This is a genomic window from Nostoc sp. JL33 (assembly GCF_017114985.1).
Lineage (GTDB): Bacteria > Cyanobacteriota > Cyanobacteriia > Cyanobacteriales > Nostocaceae > Nostoc.
In genome coordinates this window covers 1-23,260 of sequence record NZ_JABXKP010000051.1, presented here as the reverse complement: position 1 = coordinate 23,260, position 23,260 = coordinate 1, and the positions used below count along the sequence as shown (strand labels likewise).

Annotated in this window: 23 protein-coding genes; 11 read left to right on the top strand and 12 right to left on the bottom strand. The window is 43.1% G+C overall.

Annotated elements, in window-relative coordinates; all coding sequences use genetic code 11:
- Window positions 1-334: 334 nt before the first annotated feature.
- Together HWQ23_RS13725 and HWQ23_RS13720 are read right to left on the bottom strand one after the other, a co-directional pair.
- Window positions 335-1,216 (bottom strand): succinate--CoA ligase subunit alpha, encoded by an 882-nt coding sequence (locus tag HWQ23_RS13725; protein ID WP_292829106.1) that lies wholly within the window; start codon window positions 1,214-1,216, stop codon window positions 335-337.
- 90 nt (window positions 1,217-1,306) lie between these two features.
- Window positions 1,307-2,533 (bottom strand): succinate--CoA ligase subunit beta, encoded by a 1,227-nt coding sequence (locus HWQ23_RS13720; protein WP_292829104.1) that lies wholly within the window; start codon window positions 2,531-2,533, stop codon window positions 1,307-1,309.
- 649 nt (window positions 2,534-3,182) lie between these two features.
- Here HWQ23_RS13720 and HWQ23_RS13715 point away from each other — a divergent pair.
- Entirely contained in the window at window positions 3,183-4,937 is a 1,755-nt protein-coding gene (locus tag HWQ23_RS13715; RefSeq protein WP_292829103.1) for a hypothetical protein, read from the top strand.
- 149 nt (window positions 4,938-5,086) lie between these two features.
- Here HWQ23_RS13715 and HWQ23_RS13710 read toward each other — a convergent pair whose 3' ends face one another.
- The 4 genes from HWQ23_RS13710 to trxA all read right to left on the bottom strand — a co-directional run bounded on the left by HWQ23_RS13710 (window position 5,087) and on the right by trxA (window position 8,558).
- Window positions 5,087-5,752 carry a nitroreductase family protein gene (locus tag HWQ23_RS13710; protein ID WP_292829102.1) on the bottom strand — a complete coding sequence of 222 codons (666 nt, stop codon included), beginning with the start codon at window positions 5,750-5,752 and terminating at the stop codon, window positions 5,087-5,089.
- A gap of 200 nt (window positions 5,753-5,952) precedes the next feature.
- The gene (locus HWQ23_RS13705; protein ID WP_292829101.1) at window positions 5,953-7,065 is read right to left on the bottom strand and encodes an alkene reductase; all 1,113 of its coding nucleotides are present in this window, start codon (window positions 7,063-7,065) and stop codon (window positions 5,953-5,955) included.
- Between the two features lie 109 nt (window positions 7,066-7,174).
- Window positions 7,175-7,969, bottom strand: coding sequence for an SDR family NAD(P)-dependent oxidoreductase (locus tag HWQ23_RS13700; RefSeq protein WP_292829100.1), 795 nt, complete (start codon window positions 7,967-7,969; stop codon window positions 7,175-7,177).
- Between the two features lie 265 nt (window positions 7,970-8,234).
- A complete protein-coding gene (gene trxA, locus HWQ23_RS13695; protein ID WP_292829099.1) occupies window positions 8,235-8,558 on the bottom strand; it encodes a thioredoxin in 324 nt (107 codons plus the stop codon).
- A gap of 81 nt (window positions 8,559-8,639) precedes the next feature.
- Between trxA and HWQ23_RS13690 the strand changes: the two genes are divergently transcribed.
- The gene (locus tag HWQ23_RS13690; protein ID WP_292829097.1) at window positions 8,640-8,990 is read left to right on the top strand and encodes an ArsR/SmtB family transcription factor; all 351 of its coding nucleotides are present in this window, start codon (window positions 8,640-8,642) and stop codon (window positions 8,988-8,990) included.
- 20 nt (window positions 8,991-9,010) lie between these two features.
- Here the strand turns inward: HWQ23_RS13690 and HWQ23_RS13685 are convergent, their stop codons facing one another.
- Together HWQ23_RS13685 and HWQ23_RS13680 are read right to left on the bottom strand one after the other, a co-directional pair.
- Window positions 9,011-9,790 (bottom strand): nucleotidyl transferase AbiEii/AbiGii toxin family protein, encoded by a 780-nt coding sequence (locus HWQ23_RS13685; protein ID WP_292829095.1) that lies wholly within the window; start codon window positions 9,788-9,790, stop codon window positions 9,011-9,013.
- Window positions 9,787-10,023 carry a hypothetical protein gene (locus HWQ23_RS13680; RefSeq protein WP_292829093.1) on the bottom strand — a complete coding sequence of 79 codons (237 nt, stop codon included), beginning with the start codon at window positions 10,021-10,023 and terminating at the stop codon, window positions 9,787-9,789. Before HWQ23_RS13680 ends, HWQ23_RS13685 begins: the two co-directional genes overlap by 4 nt.
- 253 nt (window positions 10,024-10,276) lie before the next feature.
- Here HWQ23_RS13680 and HWQ23_RS13675 point away from each other — a divergent pair, with 253 nt between their 5' ends.
- Window positions 10,277-10,657, top strand: coding sequence for a hypothetical protein (locus HWQ23_RS13675; protein ID WP_292829091.1), 381 nt, complete (start codon window positions 10,277-10,279; stop codon window positions 10,655-10,657).
- A gap of 1 nt (window position 10,658) precedes the next feature.
- Window positions 10,659-10,910, top strand: a complete 252-nt coding sequence (locus HWQ23_RS13670) for an HNH endonuclease (RefSeq protein WP_365741360.1) — start codon at window positions 10,659-10,661, stop codon at window positions 10,908-10,910.
- 51 nt (window positions 10,911-10,961) lie between these two features.
- Here the strand turns inward: HWQ23_RS13670 and HWQ23_RS13665 are convergent, their stop codons facing one another.
- Window positions 10,962-12,245: a glycosyltransferase gene (locus HWQ23_RS13665; RefSeq protein WP_292829089.1), complete on the bottom strand. Its 1,284-nt coding sequence runs from the start codon at window positions 12,243-12,245 to the stop codon at window positions 10,962-10,964.
- Between the two features lie 124 nt (window positions 12,246-12,369).
- Here HWQ23_RS13665 and shc point away from each other — a divergent pair, with 124 nt between their 5' ends.
- On the top strand, window positions 12,370-14,286 hold the full coding sequence (gene shc, locus HWQ23_RS13660) for a squalene--hopene cyclase (protein ID WP_292829087.1): 1,917 nt from the start codon (window positions 12,370-12,372) through the stop codon (window positions 14,284-14,286).
- 54 nt (window positions 14,287-14,340) lie between these two features.
- Here the strand turns inward: shc and HWQ23_RS13655 are convergent, their stop codons facing one another.
- From HWQ23_RS13655 to HWQ23_RS13645, 3 genes are all read right to left on the bottom strand, one after another.
- Window positions 14,341-14,790, bottom strand: coding sequence for an orange carotenoid protein N-terminal domain-containing protein (locus HWQ23_RS13655; protein WP_292829085.1), 450 nt, complete (start codon window positions 14,788-14,790; stop codon window positions 14,341-14,343).
- A 344-nt stretch (window positions 14,791-15,134) separates the two neighbouring features.
- Entirely contained in the window at window positions 15,135-15,626 is a 492-nt protein-coding gene (locus tag HWQ23_RS13650; RefSeq protein ID WP_292829083.1) for an orange carotenoid protein N-terminal domain-containing protein, read from the bottom strand.
- 379 nt (window positions 15,627-16,005) lie between these two features.
- Window positions 16,006-16,407 (bottom strand): DUF6335 family protein, encoded by a 402-nt coding sequence (locus tag HWQ23_RS13645; protein WP_292829081.1) that lies wholly within the window; start codon window positions 16,405-16,407, stop codon window positions 16,006-16,008.
- Between the two features lie 348 nt (window positions 16,408-16,755).
- Between HWQ23_RS13645 and HWQ23_RS13640 the strand changes: the two genes are divergently transcribed.
- The 6 genes from HWQ23_RS13640 to HWQ23_RS13615 all read left to right on the top strand — a co-directional run bounded on the left by HWQ23_RS13640 (window position 16,756) and on the right by HWQ23_RS13615 (window position 22,217).
- Window positions 16,756-17,853, top strand: coding sequence for a DJ-1/PfpI/YhbO family deglycase/protease (locus HWQ23_RS13640; RefSeq protein ID WP_292829079.1), 1,098 nt, complete (start codon window positions 16,756-16,758; stop codon window positions 17,851-17,853).
- A gap of 88 nt (window positions 17,854-17,941) precedes the next feature.
- A complete protein-coding gene (locus HWQ23_RS13635; RefSeq protein WP_292829077.1) occupies window positions 17,942-18,640 on the top strand; it encodes an SRPBCC family protein in 699 nt (232 codons plus the stop codon).
- A 146-nt stretch (window positions 18,641-18,786) separates the two neighbouring features.
- The gene (locus HWQ23_RS13630) at window positions 18,787-19,956 is read left to right on the top strand and encodes a zinc-dependent alcohol dehydrogenase (protein ID WP_292829075.1); all 1,170 of its coding nucleotides are present in this window, start codon (window positions 18,787-18,789) and stop codon (window positions 19,954-19,956) included.
- A gap of 62 nt (window positions 19,957-20,018) precedes the next feature.
- Entirely contained in the window at window positions 20,019-20,417 is a 399-nt protein-coding gene (locus HWQ23_RS13625) for a hypothetical protein (protein ID WP_292829073.1), read from the top strand.
- Between the two features lie 161 nt (window positions 20,418-20,578).
- Window positions 20,579-21,748 (top strand): zinc-dependent alcohol dehydrogenase, encoded by a 1,170-nt coding sequence (locus HWQ23_RS13620; protein ID WP_292829071.1) that lies wholly within the window; start codon window positions 20,579-20,581, stop codon window positions 21,746-21,748.
- Window positions 21,749-21,875: 127 nt separating this feature from the next.
- Window positions 21,876-22,217 (top strand): cupin domain-containing protein, encoded by a 342-nt coding sequence (locus HWQ23_RS13615; protein ID WP_292829069.1) that lies wholly within the window; start codon window positions 21,876-21,878, stop codon window positions 22,215-22,217.
- The last annotated feature ends 1,043 nt before the right edge of the window (window positions 22,218-23,260 follow it).

Here is a 23,260-nt window from a genome sequence, read left to right as displayed (position 1 = left end):
CTGTCCTGGGGGAATTACTATGGTGCTCTTTATTTTTTATTTATAAACACCCTCTAAGTCCTACATTAAACGCACAAAAGCTTTTTGTAACATCTATTCATTAGGAATTAGTAGAGACGTAGCAGTGCTACGTCTCTACATTTTTTTTCACTCCTATGTCTATTAGTTAATCTGGCTTTTCGCGGCATCTGGAAAACCTCTCTTCTTCATCCTTCTCCTAAAAGGAGGAGCCACTGGTACAGGTGCGGTTTCCGGACTTGGAATTTTCCCCCTAGAGCGTCGGGAAGGGGGTTAGGTTAATCGTTAGCTTTTCCACATGACATGAAAAGTTAGATTAGTTAATCTCCTTTCTCAATAATTCTGGAATCTGAGAAGGACGTTCAGCTACTGAAACTTGCGCTTCTTTGAAAGCAGCTAACTTACTTTGAGCTGTACCAAAGTTAGAATCGCGTCCGATAACCGTTGCTAAAGTCCCAGTTTGACGCCAAGTTTTTCCTGGTGGTGCGTGTCTGCCTGCAATGTAGGCAATTACTGGTTTATCAATTGCCTCAGCAATGTACCGGGCTGCTGCTTCTTCACTACCACCACCAGGTTGACCGACTAAAACGATCGCCTGTGTAGTTTCATCCTCATCGAGAATTTGCAGCCATTGGAGAAAGGAGGAACCGACGATCGCATCACTACCAATACTGACACTAATCGACTGCCCCAAACCTGCTTTTGTTAATTCGTAAGCAACTTCGTAGGTGAGAGTACTACTACGACTAACGATCCCCACTGGGCCAGGAGTATAAAACTCGCTAGGTTGAGTACCCAAAAGAATTTTTCCCGGCACAATGATCCCCGGACTGTTGGGCCCGATTACCAAAGTTTCACAGGCTTCGGCTTTGCGGAGTAATTGCACCATATCCAAAGGCGGCACGCCAGCAGTGATAATAATAATCTGGCTAATATGAGATGCGATCGCTTCTAATGCCGCATCTAGCACGTCGTAAGGATCTACACAGATAATTGTCGTGTCAATTGCCCCAAATTGTTCTATTACCTCCTCTACTAAGTCAAATACTGGCAGTCCATGCAGTTCCTGTCCGCCACATCCAGGATTGACACCGGCGATCAAATTCGAGCCATAAGCTTTCATTTGAGCAACATTAGTGCCTGATATAAATTCACAAAAGCCTTGAATTAATACTTTGCTATCTGGCGTTAGGTTCATAAAAAATTACCGTAAGTTTGGCAACCCAGCGCCTTGAACCACTGGGGATAAAAAGGACATGTTTATAGTGTCGGATTTATTCAATTTTTACTACTTCTTATTAGCCCTTGGTTTAGCAAGACGAACTGCTGCCGCCACTGCCTCATCTAAATTTTCTACCACCAAAAGCGCGTCGCTGTGGGTTTTTAATGTTGCTAAATATTTTCTAGCAGCATTAAATTCAGAACCAGCAAGACGGACAACTAAGGGTGAAAAATTCAGTTCTCGCCGACTTTTACTACCATTAGAATGTACAACCTGTGATTGAAGTTCGCTGTGGTCTTGCTGCACAACTCTGGCTATAACTTCAGCCACTTCCTCAGTTTGAGGAATGCTACCCATAAAGTTAATTAGTATTACTTGAATGCTTTTGTCAGCCTCCAGGATTTTTAGACCTGTCTCTAGGCGATCGCGGAATGTAGTTGGTGTAGTATCTGTGAGGAAAACATGACGTAGATTCAAACAAACACCTGGATTGCCACCAGCATTAGCGACTAAATCCAAAGTTGTCATCACTGAACCAGTACCATTACCTAAAATACCGATTTTACCATGCATTTTTACACCATCCCAGTCGCCCAAAATACCGTTGATTTCAGTACTGGTATGACGGCTGATAATTTTTGCCGCCATCTCGGCAAGATCGGGATGACGCTTGATCGCCCGTTCGTTGACCCTGACTTTACCATTAAGAGCCATAACTTGACCAGTAGCACTGACTGCCAAGGGATTTATTTCGACTAAATCCAGGTCTTTTTGCACAAATAACTGGTACATCTTCTGGACAACGCTGCTTACCGACTGCATCAGGCTTCCCTGCAAACCCATTTTCAAAGCTAGTCGTCGGGCATAAAATGGCGAGAATTCCTGTTCCACGACAACATGGTGCATTCTTTCCCCAGCCGATTCCCAATCGATGTCTGCTTCTTTGCAACCTAAAAGTACTGGCCGGCAAACAGCAGTGTCTAAAACCACCGCTAGATAAAATTCCTGCTTGGCATCGTATTGGGATTCTGCCAGCACAACTTCCGGCAATTCGCCCCATATTGGTAAACTAAAGATGTTTTGAGCAGCTGCTATCGCGTCGATTGTCGTCTCCGCAAACCTGACTCCACCAGCTTTTGCCCGTTCCGCTCCATGTACTTGAGATTTCAGTACAATTGGAAAGCGAATTTTTAAACGTTTCAAATCTGTAGGATGGTCAATTCGTTGGGAGGGCAATACCGGAATGCCTATCTTCCCAAACCATTCTTTAACTTGGTACTCTAACAAATCCATTGATACACCTTGTATTGACACTTTCCAAACCTTAGGCAAGTCCTGTCTTAATATTTTGCAGCACCTTTATTGCAGAATTAAGCTTTTGGCAGCTATAAAAACTTATTTTTCACGGATCAATTTTATCGAATTCAGCAAATGAGGCACATTAATTTCGATAGTCAACCTGTTTGTGCCAGAGCCACAACACATAATTAATCTCCTCAGTAAGTTTCCCAGCATAGAAGATAACTAGCATTTCTGTCAAAACCCTCTGACATAGCAGCCTTTTCTTAACCCTTGGATTATTTTGTCACAGCTACTCTGCAACCAGAGTTTTGTACAGCAGTAGCTCCTGTGAATTTAATTATCGCCAAATAATGCAGTGAAAATACTTAATAACTCTATTATTCCCATTTTTTATTTGTAATTTATATCTGAAGATAGATTATTTATTTTTGCATCTAGTACTGTGAAAATGTAGCGAGGCGAACAATAACTGCTTTTTTAATTTTTGGTGAAAAGTCAGAATTTGTGTTAGAAAGTTGGTCGTTCAGATTTTCAGGCTGTGATTGGTTAAACTGTGCATTTGCATTCAACAAACCGAGAAAGTTCGTTTCATCTCCCTAAAGATAATCAAAACAATATAAAAATTTAGCGGGAAAGCTCTATGAAAGTAGCAGTCCAGCAGGAAGATTTACAGCTTTTAGCCAAAACTTTGCAGGAACAATTACTTGTAGAAGTCTCAACGGCTGAAGTCTTCGAGGTTAAGTGTGCCGTCAATAAAGACGGGCTAATGATTTTAACGCAACACGCATCAGATGTAATAGTTGACGCTCAACTAATTTTTGCAGTCATTGAGGAAGTACTTCAGTCTTTAGCACCCCACAAAGAGCAGGGGGTACAATGTTTTCTCAGAGTTTTTGGCGAACAACTCCCTTATGCCAAATGTTTCTTGGCGTTGAAGCAGACGGGGAGCAGGGAGGATGCAAAGATAGGGAGCACTTTTGCAGGGGGAGATGAGGAACCAATATCTTACTCATCCCCCTCATCATCTCTGACATATTTTCCATCAATCGATGAGACTAAAGAGGAGGAGCCGTTTGACCCGTTTGCAGATGCGCCGAATTTGTCGGCTTCAAAGCCAGCATTCCAAGTCAAATCTATCCTACTGGGTGCAGTGTTGGTAGGAATTGTAGTCTTAGGCGGTGGTGCTTACTTCTTGACTCCCCCTTGTGTGATGTCCGAGTGTAAAGAAATACAAAACGCCGAGGAATTAAAAACAAAATCTCCCCAACTGATGCGCCGCGCCAAGTCTGAAAAAGAATTAGTTGCTGTACAACAGCAACTTGCGGCAGCCAGCGCAGCCCTGAATGGAATTCCTAGTTGGTCGCCCCGTTACCAGGTGTCAGAAGAACTAAAAGCAACTTTGTCTGGACGATCAGAAAAAATCAACCAGGTGGTCAAGGCTTTTCAGATGGCATCCTTGGCGGCAGAAAAAGTTGCATATAGCCTAGAGGAATTACAAGCTAGGCAGCACTTATGGCGACAGGCAATAGCGCCGCTAGAAACCATTAGTTCCAGTAGTGAACTCTATGGACTGGTGCAAGGGAAATTACTTAGTTATCGTGTCCGTCTGCACGTTGTAAATCAACAGATATTTACTGAGGAAAAATGGCTGAAAAAACTAACAGCAGCAAAAGCTGTAGCCAATGCAGCCGAGAACGGGGAAACTACTGCTAAATCCTTGAATGAATGGCAAAAGGTGCAGTCTACTTGGCTGGTGGTAGTTAATGCCTTGAATACTATTCCCCAGACTAGCGCTGGATACCAACAAGCCCAAAAGCTGTTGATAGATTATAAACCTAAACTAGTCGCAGCACGCGATCGCGCTACAAAAGAACAATTTGCTCTTAAAACCTACCAACAAGCCGTTAGCACCGCCAAGCAAGCCAAAGTTTATCAGCAACAAAACCAATGGCAAGCAGCAGCGACATACTGGGATCAGGCTTTGCAAACTGCTAAAAAAGTTTCTCAAGATAGCTTGTACTACACTCAGGCTCAGTCTCTGATCGAACCCTATTCAGCAGCCCTCAAACAAGCACAAGAAAAAGTACAAGCTGTTAGTAGTTTGCAACAAACCCACACCGACTTAGATAAGACCTGTATTAATGGAATTCGGATTTGCACATTTAGCATAGACAACACAAGAATTATTGTCCGCCTAACCCCTGAGTATGACCAAATAAGGCAAAATAACTTGGCTAATCCTTATTCTAAGAACTCAGAAACTGCTGTTGATGTTACCAATCACTTGCAAATCCTACGGGAAGCCTTAGCTGTAATTAGTGACAATGCCAACCTGTCCCTTTTCCTCTATGATTCCCAAAGTCAGGTAATTTATACGCGGACTTTAGGCGGGTAGAAAAGTTAGGAGTCAGGAGAGACGCGATTAATCGCGTCTGTACAAGAGTATTGAGTAGAGACGCGATTAATCGCGTCTGTACAGGAGTTAGGAGAGACGCGATTAATCGCGTCTGTACAGGAGTTAGGAATATATAATGTTACAGAGAACTACCCTGCATAAGGATTACCGATTCTGTCTACAGAGACGTTGGAGGAGAATGGCAAACGGCCTGGATTTAAGCGTGGTTCGGCTGCATAGCCAACAGGAACTAAAACAGCGATCGCTAAATCTGGATTATCTCCTGCACCAATCACTTCTTTCACCTTGTCTTCAAGCCAACCATTCATAAAACAGGTAGATAAACCCAGACTTTCGGCTGCTAATACCAAATGGGTAGCGGCAATGATCGCATCTTTAATGGCATATTCGCGTCGCTTGTTGCCCAGCCCAGCTTGAAATTGCGGGACGGCGGTTTTAAAGTAGTTTATTGTACCTTCATTCCATGCCCCAGTTTCGAGTCCCTGCTCTAGAATTGGGGTGAAGTTTTGTTCGCTGGCGTTCGGATCGGCACCAAAGACAAAAGTTACAGGTGCTTGAACAATTTGCTGTTGATTAAAAGATGCTGCTGACAATGCGGCCTTTTGCGCCTCATCTTGCACAAGAATAATTTGCCAGTCCTGGAGATTATAACTGCTGGGTGCAGCTACGGTTAACTCTACCAGTTGCTTGAGTAGTTCTGGGGCGATGGGGTCTGTTTCAAAAGTTTTGATTGCACGGCGTTTAGCGATCGCACTGGGTACATCTAAAGGTTGGGTTTGGGTGATAGAACTCATGAGATTCTCCTGATAGTTGAGTTTTGACAAAAATCATTCCTAATGACATTCGCAGACTCGCTTGCGGCGGCACTAATGTCTATTAGGATACAAGCGAATATATTTATTCAGGAAACAAAAATAAAAATTATTCCTTGTTTCAGAACAAACTACTTGTCTACGGCAGGCCCAAGAGACAGTCATGAAGTCATAATTACGAATTACGCCTTAGCTACCGGCTCGTTAGCAGCCGACCAAAATGGATAGTCTGTATATCCCTTTTCACCGCCACCATAAAAGCTTTCTTCATTTGGCGGATTCAGTGGTGCATTTAAAGCCAAGCGTCGGGGTAAATCGGGATTTGAGATAAATAATGTGCCAAAGGCAACTAAATCTGCTGCTTTGTTTGCCAGTACCGCATTGCCTTTTTCACGGGTATAACCACCATTGACGATCAGTGTACCTATAAAGCGATCGCGTATATGACTAGTGGGTACAATTATCCCGCCATGTCTGATGTCTGCTTCTGTTGCCTCATAAATATGCAGATATGCCAAATTAAACTGGTTCAACGCTTGAGCGGCATAACCGAATGTCTCCAGGGGATTGGAGTCACCTATATCGTTAAAAGTCCCACTGGGAGAGAAACGTACTCCGACTCGGTTAGAATCCCATACACTAGTTACTGCCTCTGTTACCTCTAAGAGAAATCGGGCGCGATTCTCAATGGAACCCCCATATTTATCTGTACGTTGATTGGTGCGATCGCGCAGAAACTGATCTATTAAATAACCATTAGCTGAGTGAATTTCCACCCCATCAAACCCAGCTAAGAGGGCATTTGCCGCTCCCTGACGGTACTGTTCGACTATCTGCGGTATTTCCGAAGTTTCTAAAGCACGGGGAGTTACAAAGGGTTTTGGCCCCTCATAAGTTGCAGTTTCACCTTTAGGAGCAATTGCAGAAGGTGCCACAGGTAAAGCTCCATTTGGTTGGAAGTCGGGGTGGGAAATCCTGCCTACGTGCCATAGTTGCAGAAAAATTCTCCCTCCCTGCTGATGTACAGCATCAGTTACTAACTTCCATCCCTCCACCTGTTCGGGTGAATGAATTCCTGGTGTAGCGGGATAGCCCTGTCCTTCAGGAGTTACCTGTGTTGCTTCAGAAATAATCAGTCCGGCGGAAGCACGTTGGGTGTAGTAGGTCGCATTAAGTTGATATGGTACGTTTCCCTCATTAGCCCTGTTTCGGGTTAAGGGTGCCATCACTATCCGGTTAGGTAATTCCAGATTCCCTAATTGGTAAGGAGAGAATAAGTTGATATCAGTAGTCATTGGTTATATCTCCAAATTATTGGGCATGGGGCATTGGGCATTGGGCATTGGGCATTGGGCATTGAGCCCTTACTCCCCCTACTCCCCAGTCTCATGCAAAGCGTATTAACTAAACAATCGACCGAATAACACCACCATCTACCCGCAAAGCTGCACCATTAGTTGCTGATGCTACGGGACTAGAAAGGTAAACTACGATCGCTGCTACTTCTTCATTAGTTGCAAAGCGTTTAATTAGGGAAGTTGGACGCACATTCTCAAAAAACTCAGTCTCAACTTCAGAGGGATTAATACCGCGTTCCTGCGCCAGCTTGGTGATAAAGTCTTCAACTCCTTCTGAGCGGGTTGGCCCTGGTAGGACAGAGTTTACTGTGACTCCAGTCCCGACAGTCATTTCTGCTAGACCTCGTGCAATGGCAAGTTGCGCTGTCTTCGTTGTGCCGTAGTGAATCATTTCCACTGGGATCTGAATTGCAGATTCGCTGGAGATAAAAATTATCCGCCCCCAGTTTTGCTCTAGCTGCTTTTGCAGATATTGCCGACTCAAACGAACTCCACTGAGGACGTTAACCTCAAATATCTTTAACCAGTCTTCATCAGTAATATCGAAGAAGGTTTTTGGTTCATAAATACCTACATTGTTAATCAGAATATCAACGTGAGGAACTTTTTGAACGAGTTGCTCTACTCCTGATGCAGTGCCGACCTCAGCAACCACACCAGAAACTTTCGCGTCGGGTGTACTTTGCTTAATTTTGGCGATCGCTTGGGCTACTCGTTCTTCAGACCGACCGTTGACAATCACTGATGCACCTTCTTGAGCTAGCCCAAGGGCGATCGCAAAACCAATACCTGCGGTTGAGCCACTCACCAGCGCGGATTTACCATGCAATTTCAAGTCCATTTCGCTCTTTCCCCGTTAGTTAAAACAGAATACATGCGTCAGGAGTATTGAGTAGAGACGCGATTAATCGCGTCTGTACAAGAGTATTGAGTAGAGACGCGATTAATCGCGTCTGTACAGGAGTCACGCGATTAATCGCGTCTGTACAGGAGTCACGCGATTAATCGCGTCTGTACAAGAGTCAGGAGTCTTATGTATTATGACTCCTGGCTCCCTTGGCTAGAGAAGACTGCAAACTAAATGCTTCTCACCAATAGTATCTAGATTAAAGATGCTGTGCTAAGGTCTTATTCAAGGTGGTTTTTGGAACTGCCCCTACAACAGTATCGACTTGCCGACCTCCCTTAAAAACCATCAGCGTCGGAATGCTACGAATTCCATAATGGCTGGCGACAGTAGGATTTTGATCTGTGTTCAGCTTCACAAACTTCACCTGTCCTTCGTATTCAACAGCAACTTCATCGACGACTGGGCCCACCATCCGGCAAGGGCCGCACCACGGTGCCCAAAAGTCTACTAAGACCGGAATTTCACTTTCTAAGACTTCTTGCTTGAATGTGGCTTCTGTGACATTTGTAATGGATGACATAAAATTGCCTTCCTAATTAATTCTATAATTCGATAATATCGAATAATAAAAATATATGCCACTTGGTGAGATAATGCAACTATGAGATTTCTTTATCATCCAGATCGAAAAAATATTTCTTTACCGGGAGTGCTGTATGCATTGGGCGATCCAGTGCGGCTAGAGATTGTGCGGCTGCTGGCGACTGAGGGGGAACAATGCTGTGCGAGGTTTGATTTTGCGATCGCCAAGTCTACGATGTCCAATCATTTTAAGATTTTGCGGGAGTCGGGCATAGTTTTGACACGCAAAGAAGGGACGCACCATATTAACATACTGCGGCGTGAAGATTTGGAGGTGCTGTTTCCAGGCTTGCTGGATGCGGTATTAAAAGCCGCTCGACCATTGCCTGTTGAACCCGCCAGTACGAAACAAACAGCTTCAACGATTTAGGGGCATTGGGCATGACCTGTTTAAAAATCTTCTCGTTTTTCATTTTGTGTTTCTAAATCAGCAAAGATATCATGTTGTTCTCGAAAAACCCTTGAAGTATAAGATAAACCTAAATCTATAGCGAGTAAATCAATACCGTCGATAATTTTGGGTATCTGCGCTTGATCAACTTGCAGACCAAGAAAGCATTTCTGCCTGTAATCTGGTCTTTCTTGAAAGCGTGCGATCGCTCTTTTTAAAGGACGTATAACCTCATAGGCTTTCTCTGCCTTCTCAATTGATGTTTGAGGGATTGGCGATCGCAGCCTGAGAATTGCTAGATCAATTAAATCTCTTGCCTCAACGCTGTCATCTGCGTAACGGTCAGAATTTGACAGCAGCTTAGAGGTAAAACAGTCATTGAAGCTTAAGCAGGGAACAAGTGACCACTTTGGATATCTTGGTGGGTCTAGTTGAAAACGAGTTTCGGCAATAATTTCCGTTTTAATCGGCAGATCATCTACAAAAACTATCATCCGAATTCCATATTGGTCAGTTGTGCTACGTCCAACTTGAATTTTACTTAAATCCCGAAATAATGCTTCATGCCCACCCTCAAATACCACTGTACGCAGGTATTTGTAGCCTTCTGTACCAACAGAAGCGATAAAATCAACGTCCTTACTCCAGCGATATTCTTTAAACTCAAATGCCAGAAGGGTTCCGCCACCGAAGTAAGCAGAACCCTTCCTAAGTATGTCCGAATCTAAGCATTCAAGAACTGTGAGAATTTGATTATGGTGTTCAAATCTGAAGGTCATAAACAAACTTGCAACCAAGATTTATACCGTCTGGCGAGTTCCTGAAGAAAATGGAGTTCTTCACCCTCAAGATTATTAAATAGGTTGTAATATTGCCAACCACGCTCGTAGCGACTCAGCATTTGTTCTGGAGTAAACCGATAGACATCGGCTGTCTGCCAACAAATTGATTCCAGAAAAGGCAGCTTCTTGGGTACAATAACAGGATTATCTGTTGGTGTTGCGGTTGTCATAACTTTTTTAATCAACCACTTTCGGTTTAGTTTAATTTTAGCTTTCGCGCGTTAAATTTGACCACTGTATTTGATAAGGACAAATCACTAGTGAAATATAAGGCGGGCGATCCAAAAAAATCTACGTGCCGCTAACTATTGAGGTGTGATGCCCGTATCAAAGCAATGGCATCTGATGCAGAGGTAAGTTTGAAAGCTATAATTAGGATAAAATGCATATTCTTAAAAGTGCAAAATTGCAACAAAAGCACCAATGGCAGAATTCACCATTCAAATTCCCGATGAACTAGCTCAACGTTTAGAACCTCTGCAAAATCGCTTACCCGAATTGCTTTGGCGATTACTAGACGTTGTTAATCTACCAATAACTATTCAACCAACAGTTAACCCTGAGACTACAAATATTCCAGCAGTTTATCAAGAAATTATTGATTTTTTAATTAAGGGACCAAAACCAGAAGAAATTATTAATTTTAAAGTTTCATTTCAATCTCAAACACGCCTACAAGAACTACTTGAAAAAAATCGCTCTGCAACACTCAGTCAAATGGAATTAGCAGAATTAGATGTTTACGAGCAGCTAGAGCAGATGATGATTTTCTTAAAAGCACGAGCTTATTCTGCAATCAGCTAATATGACTTCTAATTCGATTTCTGTGGAACTCCGTAGGTTAGTCACCCAGAGAGCTTCAGCACGCTGCGAATATTGCCGAATCTATCAAAACTTTTCTATTTATACCCATGAAGTAGACCATATTATTGCCGTCAAACATGGGGGTGAAACTACTGCTGATAATTTGGCACTTTCTTGTTTATCCTGTAACCGTCATAAAGGTTATGATTTTGCTACTATAGACCAACTTACTCAAGAAATTGTCCCATTTTGAATAAGGTCTTTTGCTTCTTGATTCAAATTTTTAAATCTAATTTTATCCCAGCTATAAATTATCTGAGTTGGGGTAAACTCTTCCTTTCCAAGCGCCGCCGCGCCCTTGCCAGTGACGTAGTGCTGAGTCTAGAGTCATCAAGGTATAGAGAAAAGCGATCGCAGGTAAACTAAATGCTAACCAAGGAGAACATTTATAAAAGCGGATTGTTGGGTAGTAAGCGAAAGTCATTAACAGCCATCCTAATAAACCTGTAAATGCGATCGCCCAATTGCTCCAAACTGCACCCAGAATTACACACACAGGTGGAACTAGATAAATCAGAGGCATTCCTACCAAAGTTCCCAATAGTAGTAATGGAGAATAATTCAGTTGGGTATAGGCACTACGCGCAACCATATCCCAAATTGTCGCCAGCGAGTCATAGGGACGCAAACTGCAAGTTAAAGTACTCAATCCTAGCCAGATACGCCCTTGATTAGGCATTGGGCATGGGGCATTGGGCATGGGGCATTGGGAATGGTTGTCTCTCCTGCTCTCCTGCTTCCCCACTCCCCACTCCCTACTCCCTACTCCCCCACTCTTTTTAACAGCGTCAGCCAGGGCGCAATCGTCAATTAAAGCTTGGCGAATGACTTGAATACCGCCGATTCGCTCTAAAGCTTCACGGGCGATCAGAATAGATCCGCCAGCTGCGGCGGCTGTGGCATTGTTGGGATTATTCACCCAGCGAAAAGGATAGAGTTTTTGGAAGAAAAAGACGAAAGCTGGAATCAAAAGTTTTTCCCAAAAGCTTTCACACCTGAGTCGCACCATTACAGAAACCAAGTCTAAATCTTCCTGCACAGCTTTAGCAACGAGTCGGCGAAGATTACCAGGATCATGTTTGATATCTGCGTCAGTCAGCAAAAAATAGTCAGGTGCAAATAAACTCGCGCTCTTTATACCTTGCTCAACTGCCCAAAGTTTGCCCGACCAACCATTCGGCAGTGTTTCGCCTGAGATAATATGCAATTGCTGAGGTTTACCTACAGCGTGTGCAACCCCTTCGGCAAAATTTGCTGTCCGGTCTGTGCTGCGATCGTCTACCAAAAACACGTTGAAAGAACCAGGATAATCTTGGAGTAGGAGCGATCGCAAGCTGGCTGATATCAACTCAGCTTCGTTACGGGCTGGAACCACGGCACAAACCGCAGGTAACGATTGTAGAGACGTTGTATACAACGTCTCTACCTCTAATTGCTGGTCTGTCCGCCAAAACTGTCCCCAAAAACACAGTAATCCTAACCAAATTGTCAAGGATAACAGCATCAATCCTAATACAATTACATCCATGACCTATTGCAAATTCTCAGTGACTCAGACACAATACTATGTCTACTGATAGAGAAAAAATTTTTTCATCATAATATTGCCGTGTTCATAATTAGTGTTGGGTGTTGAGGTTAAATAGTATTTGATGCAAACACAAGACAGGGTAAAAGTCAATCAAGTCGCAACAGCGATCGCAGCCAGCCAAGAATATCTGCTTTCGATTCAAAATCCCGCAGGTTATTGGTGGGCAGAGTTAGAATCTAATGTTACCATCACTGCTGAAGTCGTCCTTCTGCATAAGATTTGGGGAACAGACCAAACAAGACCCTTAGACAAAGTTGAAGCATATCTGCGTCAAGAGCAACGGCAGCATGGCGGCTGGGAACTTTACTACGGTGATGGCGGAGAACTTAGCACCTCGGTTGAAGCTTACATGGCGCTGAGGCTGCTAGGTGTACCAGCAAGCGATCCGGCGATGATTCGGGCGAAAGCTTTTATTCTCCAACGGGGTGGTATTAGTAAAACTCGGATTTTTACCAAGTTGCACCTAGCCTTGATTGGCTGCTACAACTGGCGCGGTATTCCCTCACTACCGCCTTGGATAATGTTGTTGCCAAAAGCTTTTCCAGTTAATATCTACGAAATGTCTAGTTGGGCACGTTCCAGCACAGTACCATTGCTGATTGTATGCGATCGCAAACCTGTTTTTCTCACCGATCCAACTATCAACCTAGATGAGCTATACGTTGAAGGTGTTGATCAAGTCCGGTGGGAATTACCCCAAAGTGGCGATTGGACAGATTTATTCCTCACCCTTGATCGGGGATTCAAGTTGGCAGAAAGTCTGAATTTAGTACCCTTTCGTGAAGAGGGCATCAAAGCCGCCGAAAAGTGGATTTTAGAGCGCCAAGAAGCTACAGGGGACTGGGGCGGCATTATTCCGGCGATGTTGAATTCAATGCTAGCTTTGCGCTGTCTGGATTATGACCGAAGCGATCCCATTGTGGAACGAGGTTTGCAAGCAATTGATAACTTTGCCATTGAAACAGAAGATAGTTACCGAGTACAGCCTTGTGTTTCACCCGTCTGGGATACAGCTTGGGCGATACGTGCTTTGGTAGAATCTGGTTTTGCACCAGATCATCCGGCTGTGGTAAAGGCTGGAGAATGGTTGCTGCAAAAACAAATTTTAGATTACGGAGATTGGGCTGTAAAAAATCGCCAAGGAAAACCAGGGGCTTGGGCGTTTGAGTTTGACAATCGCTTTTATCCAGATGTAGACGACTCGGCGGTGGTGGTGATGGCTCTACATTTGGCGAAACTTCCGAATGAAAAAATCAAGCAGGCTGCGATCGCTCGTGCATTAAACTGGATTGCATCTATGCAATGTAAACCAGGTGGGTGGGCTGCTTTTGATTTGGATAACGATCAAGATTGGCTTAATTCCATCCCCTATGGCGATTTGAAAGCGATGATTGATCCAAACACCGCAGATGTTACGGCTAGAGTTGTAGAAATGCTGGGTGCTTGTGATTTGGCAATTGATAGTTATAATTTGGAGCGATCGCTTAGTTATCTTCACAGCGAACAAGAAACCGAAGGCTGTTGGTTTGGTCGTTGGGGTGTAAATTATATCTACGGCACAAGTGGTGTTCTCTCAGCCTTGGCCTTGATTGACCCTCAACGGCATAAACTCAGTATAGAACGAGGAGCAGCTTGGTTAGTCGGATGTCAAAACCCAGATGGAGGTTGGGGTGAGACTTGCCGCAGCTACGACGATCCCAGTCTTAAAGGAAAAGGAAATAGTACTGCATCTCAAACTGCTTGGGCTTTAATTGGCCTCTTGGCAGCAGGTGAAGCTACTGGTAAATTAGCTCTTGATGTGATTGAGCGGGGAATTGACTACTTAGTGGCAACTCAACAGCCAGATGGTACTTGGTTTGAGGCGGACTTTACAGGTACTGGCTTTCCCTGCCATTTTTATCTCAAGTATCATATGTATCAACAATACTTTCCTTTAATCGCTCTAGGTCGCTATCAAGCAGTGATTAAAGAAAATTAATATTCTTTGCTGTGGTAGGGGCATAAAATTGTTCGCCCCTACGACTTAAAACTCTTACAGCACCCGCTTGAAGAAAGTCACTAAATCGTCAATGTTCGGTGTGTGAAGTAAATCTAAGACTTCTGTAGCTTTTTCCGAAGGTATATAGTCATTTGGTACACCGATAATTGTGGTTCCCAAGTTTTGGGCTAATTGATACCAAAAAGCCAATTTATCCTCAACGCTTATTGAAGTATACTCTTGAGTAGGAATTGGCGTTTCTCCTACTTCATCTGGGTTTAGCAACTGACGCAAAGCAGAAAGCTGTTCCGCTTGAGGCAGGTTTTGAATTTGTGCAACTAAATTTGCACTGTTTTCATTTGGCACATTATTGAGACAGAGCGCGGGAATTTCATCAGTAATTTCAGTATACAGTAACGCTAGAACCGTCAGGCGATCGTCTATATCCAAACTCTGAAATTTTGTTACACTTTGTTCTAAAAAATTGACGTTGGTAGAAGTCATAAACACCTCGAAGTAATTAACTAAAAAATTATTAAGTGAAAATTGTAATCCTGCCTTCAGCCAGTTCGACTATCGCTTTGCTTATAAACAGAACGAACATCAATAGATTTGAGTAAATCTCTTCTGTTGGCAATAATTCATCCCAAGCAGATAACTGTTGACATAGATAATTACAGAGTAAGAGTTTTCGTTTTTACTCTGTATTTATTTATCAACAAAAAATAAAAACGCCAGTCATCAAAATTCATTTTTATATTAAGCGACTGGCGGATATAGCAAGCTCTAAGAGAAGGGTAGAAATGACTTAATAGATACCCTCAAGCAGCCTGAAAACTTCAAAATTGCTAAATTTCAGCACCTGCTTTTGCTTCTGCGCCCATTGGCGAAACATAATCACGGAAAAGAGTAATCTGTTGCTCAAACTCTAATCCTTGAATTCTGCCAAACAACTCTTTAGATTCTGAGGGAAGTTCATAGTCAGAAGGTACAGGAATGATAGTACCAGTATCCATCCCTTGAGATAATCTATACCAAAATAGGAGCTTGGTGGTATCACCCAAAGAGCCATATTCACGAGAAATTAGGGTATCGACTTTATTAATCAAGTCACGCTGAACTTGTAATTGTTGCTCGTGAGATAATTCCTTAACTTGATTAAATAAACCTTCAGCTATTTCTGGGGAGACAGTGCTAGCACCAGGGGCGGCTGGAGTAATTGAACCCCCCATTTCTTTGTAAATAAACCAAAACAAAGCAAGCTGTTGATCCACATCCAACTTTTGCCAAGCTTGAACATGTTCATGAATAGTTGGATCGTTAGTTTGCGTGTATGTCATTATTAACTCCAATTGCAATATATCAGTGTTGTTAACAACGTTATCAAATTTACATTTGCAGTTTTACCCTACTGAAGACAGATGTATTGGAATCATAAAGATGAACAATTAGATACAGAAAATAAATCGCGCGGCGTGTAGTCCTGCATTCAAAGTATTACAGTTGGATAAATACACCCAATGTCATAAGCCAAAAAAATCCTTGGCAAGGACAAGGATTTGGCAATTGGAATGCTAAAAAATTGAGATATTCGTTAAGAGCTATTTCGGTAGATAGATGTTAATTTTATTTTGACAGTGCTTTTCTAAGCACTGTCCAATTTAGCGACATCCAATTTGGAAATCTACAGTAGGAATACGACTTCTGATTTTATTTAGGTTATTCTCGCCGATTTTGATAATCTTCAGAAGACTTTGGATCTAACTCCCAGCGATCGCCGTCACGTTTCTCTAAAATATCGTTAGTATGCAGAAACTCAGAGTCATCCATTTCTAGCCCTACGGCTGCTTCTAGCTCCTCAGTTACATTTTGTTCGGGAATGGAAGTACTACCACCAACAGCTTCATCCCCAACTGCATCTGCATCTTGCCAATAAGTATCAACATCCCCAGCAGTGAATTCAGGACTAGTTTCTGTGTTCTGGTCTCTTTGTGCTGCCGTTGATTGCCCACCAATATTGTATCCCGACAAGTCTTTCACACCAGTACCGTAGGATTCAGTAATCTCTTGTGGCAAATCATTGCTTTTAATTTCGTCGTCATGATGATTTTTTTTTGCCATGATCCTAGCCCTTTTCTGCATTCTCACAATAACCTTTTCCGGTGATCAAGTTCTCTAACTAGAGAGGTATAGCTTTAGAAATAAAATAATCTATCCCCTTGGAACGAAGCTAAATTAGCGATCGCACCATACCATTGGAAATATGAAATCATGGTCAAGCAACTTGTAGTTGAAGTTTTTGGTTATGAGTTAGGGGTTATGAAACCGAAATTGTTCAGTAGCCAACTTCTCTCTCATAGCTATTTTTTATCTTTGAGCAAAAATAAAATTACTCGCTGTTTAAATGTCCTAATTGATGAAGATTGTAGCTAGTTAAAAACTAGTATAAATGAACAGGTAATACCATCTATGACTGACCATAAAAATCATTCCGGTAATAAAAAAGTTGCCATTCTCATTGAACAGGCAGTAGAGGATGCAGAATTTATAGTTCCTTATAATGGGCTAAAACAAGCAGGAATGGAGGTAGTAGTCCTCGGTTCCCGAATGAATGAAAAATATAAGGGTAAACGCGGCAAACTTAGCACACAAGCTGATGGTACTACGACAGAAGCGATCGCAGCCGAATTCGATGCGGTAGTGATTCCTGGTGGTATGGCTCCCGATAAAATGCGGCGAAATCCCAACACAGTACGCTTTGTTCAAGAGGCTATACAACAAGGGAAATTGGTAGCTGCGGTTTGCCACGGGCCACAAGTTTTGATTGAAGGTGACTTGCTCAAAGGTAAACAAGCCACTGGTTTTATCGCTATTGCCAAGGACATGATCAACGCTGGCGCAAAATATCTAGATGAGCCGGTGGTAGTTGACGGGAATTTGATTACATCTCGTGAACCCGGAGACTTGCCAATTTTCACCACAGCTATTTTAAGTCGTTTGGGTTATGGTGGCAAAGATGCTGCATTACCAAATGAGAAAGACACAACTGCTGAATGGTGGAAACTGGGTGATGCTTGGGGTGGCTCAACTAAAAGTGAAATTGCCAGAGGTTTAAATAGTGCCCTTGCTGGTGAACGTTATTCGCTAGAAGCATTTGATAAGTACTTGGAAAAGGAATCAGATAGCGAAGTAAAATCAGTCTTTCAAGAAATCATTGCTAAGAAACAGCGCCACATTGAAAAACTGGAAACCTATCTTCAGCGATTGGGCGAAAAGCCTTCTTTAGGGGCAAATGTTGCTAATCAGTATGCCAAGGTGAAAACTGCCTTGACAGGAAGTGATGACATATATCAGTTACGTTCCGCTTTGGGGGATGTGCAAACTGGTATCGGCGATATTGGCAATTTGTCTGCAATGTTCACTGATCCAGTAGCAACTGCTATTTTCAAAGAAATTTACCACGATTCATTGAAATACGAACAGGGATTAGTAGAACTATATCGGGCGCGGGTAGTAGCTCAGATTCAGCCTCCTAAGCCGACTACAGGGGCTGCTGTATCGATGTAAGGAAGCGCTACTAGAGGCGCACAGCTAGCTAGCTGTGCGCCTCTAGCAAAGGGCTGAGAAATCAGAGAATTGATGGAGATATAAAAAAGTGAGTTCAACATCAGGCGATAAACAAAATACAAGCCAGACTGAAGCTAGTGAAGTAGAGCGTTGGGCATCTCTGATTGGTGGCGGTGCGATGGTACTAATGGGTTTAAGGCAAGGTTCATTGCGGGGAGCGCTGACGGCTTTAGCAGGTGGCGGTTTGGTTTATCAAGGTGCAACCAAGCAAAGCACAATCCAGAAAGCACAAGAAGTAATAGGAATAAACCAAACCATCAAAGTTGAAAAGACGGTAACTATCAATAAATCGGCAGAAGAATTGTATCGCTTTTGGCATAACTTTGAGAATCTGCCCACATTTATGAAGCATCTCAAATCTGTCAAGGTGCATAACGAAAAACGTTCTCATTGGATTGCCAATGCACCCTTGGATAATACCGTAGAATGGGATGCAGATATTCTCGAAGACCGGGAAAATGAGTTTATTTCTTGGGCTTCTGTGGAAGGTGCAGACGTTGATAATTCTGGTTTTGTCCGCTTCAAAAAAGCACCAGGCGATCGCGGCACGGAAGTCAAGGTTGTTTTGGAGTATAACCCACCAGGTGGAGCGTTGGGAGCTACTGTAGCTAAACTTTTTGGCGAAGAACCAGAACAGCAAATTGGTGATGAATTGCGCCGCTTCAAGATGCTAATGGAAGCAGGCGAAATTGCCACTACTGAAGGTCAAACTTCTGGACGCAGCTAATACCGCAGGGCGGAAGTCAAAAGTCAAAAGTCAAAAGTCAAAAGTTTTGTATATCAAGGCTTTTGCAAGTTTTAAAACGGTAGCTTGATTTCCGCCACGTTGTACTAGTTATTTGCTCAATGCCCAATGCCCAATGACTAAGAACTATGAAAGCAGTTTGCTGGAACGGTGCTAATGATGTGCGGGTACAGTCGGTACCAGATCCGACAATTCTCAACCCGCGTGATGCAATTATTAAAATTACTTCCACGGCGATTTGTGGCTCTGATCTACATATTTATGGCGGCTATATTCCCACAGTGCAACAGGGTGACATTATTGGTCACGAATTTATGGGGGAAGTCGTGGAAGTTGGTAAGGGAGTCAACAATTTAAAAATAGGCGATCGCGTTGTTGTTCCTTCCACAATTGGCTGTGGTAATTGCCATTATTGCCAACGTGATATGTGGTCATTGTGCGATAACTCTAATCCCAACGGTTGGATTGAAGAAAAATTATTTGGCAATATCACCTCAGCCATTTATGGCTACTCTCATATGTTAGGTGGTTATGCAGGCGCACAAGCAGAATATATCCGTGTACCCTTTGCTGATGTGGGTGTCGTCAAAGTTCCGCCAGACTTGCCGGATGAGATGCTATTATTCATCTCCGATGCTATTCCCACCGGTTATATGGGCGCAGAATTATGCGATATTCAACCGGGTGATACCGTAGCCGTTTGGGGTTGCGGTGCTGTTGGACAATTTGCCATGATTAGCGCCTACATGATGGGAGCCGAAAAAGTGATCGGTATCGATCGCTTTCCCGAACGCCTGGAAATGGCGAAAAAGTTTGCCAAAGCAGAAGTGATTAACTACGAAGAAGTTAATGCTGGCGAAGCGTTGAAAGAGATGACTGGTGGTCGTGGCCCCGATGCTTGCATCGATGCCGTTGGTTTAGAAGCACACGGGGTTGGTTTAGAAGACTTCTACGACCAGACAAAACAAAAGCTCAGATTGGAAACCGACCGTCCCCACGTCCTGCGGGAAATGATGGTCGCCTGTCGTAAAGGCGGGACTCTTTCAATCATGGGTGTTTATGGTGGTTTTGTAGACAAAATCCCCTTGGGTGCAGCCTTTAATAAGGGTTTAACCTTTAGGATGGGACAAATGCATGGACAAAAATATATGCATTCGTTATTGCAGATGATTTTAGATGGAAAACTTGATCCATCCTTTGTTGTCACCCATCAATTGCCTCTAGAACAAGCACCCCACGCCTATCACATCTTTCAACAAAAAGAGGATAACTGTATCAAAGTTGTTCTAAAACCCTGAATGGTGAATAATGATTTAAGGTTTTGAATTGTCCACCCAACATAATGCAATTGAGGTTTTTTATGAATCGAGTAATTTCATGGCTGCGGAATATTCGGATCTCCCAGATAATTGTAGTTTTTCTGGTAGGATTTATGTTTTTACTGGGACAGGCTTTTAGCGACATTAATGTAGCACAAGCTGATGTTCAAACTCCAGAAGGCACTTATTATAAAGGAGTACCAGACGGACAAGGTGAAGTCAGAAACGATACCCAAACAACAAATAGCCAAAATCCATTAAAAGAAGCTGCTGATACTATCCGCGAAAAGTTAAACTTGGATGAAAAAACTCCTAGAGCTACAAAAGAGTTTTTTGATCCTACAAAAAACAAAGCCGAAGGAAAAGCTCGGTCATTAGATACAGATAAAGAGGGTTATTACCACAATCCTCCTAGCAAGCAACTGAGAGATAGAACCTAAACTTGTCGCAACATTAGAGTCTAAATTTTTGACTCATAGATTGTTGAACCAGATTTGAGTAGTTACCGAGACGCGATATTATCGCGTCTCCAAATCAGGTTAAATCGAGTATTTATCTTGATATTAACTAGCCAAAAATCACAACTAAGGACTAAATAATTATGAAAGCAGTTTGCTGGCATGGAGCAAACGATGTGCGTGTGGATACAGTTCCTGATCCCAAAATTATCAACCCACGCGATGCGATTATTAAAATTACTTCCACGGCAATTTGTGGTTCAGATTTGCATATTTATGACGGCTACATTCCCACCATGCAAAAGGGCGATATCCTTGGTCATGAATTCATGGGGGAAGTCGTAGAACTTGGAAGTGCAGTTAAAAATTTCAACGTAGGCGATCGCGTCGTTGTTCCTTTCACTATATCTTGCGGTAGTTGCTTTTTCTGCAATCGAGATTTATGGTCGTTGTGCGACAACTCTAACCCCAATGCTTGGTTAGTAGAAAAGCAAATGGGCCATTCCCCAGCAGGTCTATTTGGCTACTCTCATTTATTCGGCGGTTACGCTGGTGGTCAAGCAGAGTATGCACGAGTACCCTTTGCCGATGTTGGCTTGCTGAAAATCCCCGATGGTTTAACGGATGAGCAAGTGCTATTTTTAACAGATATTTTCCCCACTGGCTATATGGCAGCCGAGAACTGCAACATCAAACCCGGTGATATTGTCGCCGTTTGGGGTTGTGGCCCAGTCGGGCAATTCGCCATAAAAAGTGCATATATGCTAGGTGCAGAACGGGTAATCGCCTTTGACCGCGTTCCCGAACGTCTGCAAATGGCTAAAGAATACGGCAAAGCTGAAGTTCTCAACTACGAAGAAGTCAATATTGGCGAAGCACTCAAAGAATTGACTGGCGGTCGTGGCCCCGATGCTTGCATAGATGCAGTGGGTATGGAGGCACACGGCACAGATTTTATGGCATTCTACGACCAGGTAAAGCAAGCAGTACGTCTAGAAACAGACCGTCCGACGGCATTACGGCAAGTAATAGTGTCTGCTGCTAAAGGTGGTCACGTATCGATTGCGGGTGTGTACGGTGGCTTTTTAGATAAAATCCCAATGGGTGCTGCCATGAACAAGGGATTAACCTTCAAAATGGGACAAACGAATGTCCACAAGTATTTACGACCCTTGCTAGAGCGGATTCAAAACGGTGAAATCGATCCCACATTTATCATCACCCATACTTTACCTCTAGAACAAGCGCCCCACGGCTACGAAATTTTTAAGCACAAAAAAGATAACTGCATTAAAGTGGTACTCAAACCGTAGTCAGGAATGGGGAATAGGGAAGAGTTTCCCAATGTCTAATGCTTAATCCCCAGTCCCCAATACCTAATACCTAACCTTCGATGTTTGATTAAACAATCAAAGTTTAAAATTAAAAGAGGCAAAAAATATGTCTGATACAACCGTTATCAAAGTAGATTCTAGCCATTCCCCTAAAGGTCAACTTGGCCAGAAATATCTTGCATCTGGCAAAAGTATTTCCATGCGCCTGTGGGAGAATGAGCAACCGAATGAACCTAAAGAGCCAACAGCGCGAGAATATGAAACTGTTGGTTATGTAATCAATGGTCGTGCAGAATTGCATATTGAAGGGCAAACGATTTTACTAGAGCCTGGGAGTTCTTGGGTAGTACCAAAAGGAGCCAGCCACACCTATAAAATTTTAGAATCATTCACTGCTGTTGAGGCAACCAGCCCACCCGCTCAAGCTCACGGGCGAGACGAAAGCTGATTTGCAGTTATCTGAAATTTTGCGTTAGCGAAGCTCACCGTTCGCGTAGCGTCTCGTAGAGAAGGTATCGCTAAAAACTTATAGCCGCTTGCAATTGCATGGAATATAGAGCAATACGCTTGGGTTAAGAAAAATTGTAGGTTGGGTTAAGCAAAGCGCAACCCAACAAAGCTTCGGAAATGTTGGGTTTCGTTCCTCAAACGCCACATGCTTCTCCCAAGGGGAGACGCTACGCGAACAAGTCGGGAAACCCGCCCAACGCAGTGGCTCCCCAACCTACGCAGTTTAAGGTTTTTGGCACTAACTGAACCGTATTGGAATATAGAGCGTTCGTAGGGGAACAAGAGTGTTGTTCCCCTTTTTAGTGTGCTTTGTGCCTTAGAAAGAATTGCACCAAATGTCAGGCGATCGCAAGGCTTACTTTGACTCGCTATCTAGCCTAGTAACGCGATACACAAAACTACTGTTTTTTGGTTATACCTTTCTCGAAAGAAGTCAGAGCTTTCTGAAATCCCTTCCTAGACAGAACTATAAAGAAAAAAGCCCTAGTCGGAATACTTATTTAAAAGTATTTTTTTTATCTGACTAGAGGCTGATGAAGATAAAGCATTTAATTAGTTTCCTAGTAATAAGAGGCAACACAAAATCGCATAAAAGTTTGGCAATAAACGAATTTTTTCGCGTAGACGCGAAGCGGCTTGTCGTCAGACATCGCCACTTATGACCAGTTTGAGTGCAAACTGGAATAATGTCTATTTTGCTTACGACTGGCAGGCGGCTGTCGAGACTCCAGAGGTTTTGTCGATCATCGATAAGCTGTTGCGCCTTTAATTTGCACTAATATTTTTTCAATATGATTGTGGGGTGGGCCGAAAAGCCCGCCCTGATAATGCAAGTTGTATACATAACAGCTTATCATCATGGGATCAGTAGATCGGTAGTATAGCAAATGCGTAGGCGTAGCCAGCCGTAGGCATCGCCGAAATAGCAAATGCGTAGGCGTAGCCAGCCGTAGGCATCGCCGAAATAACAAATGGGTTCGC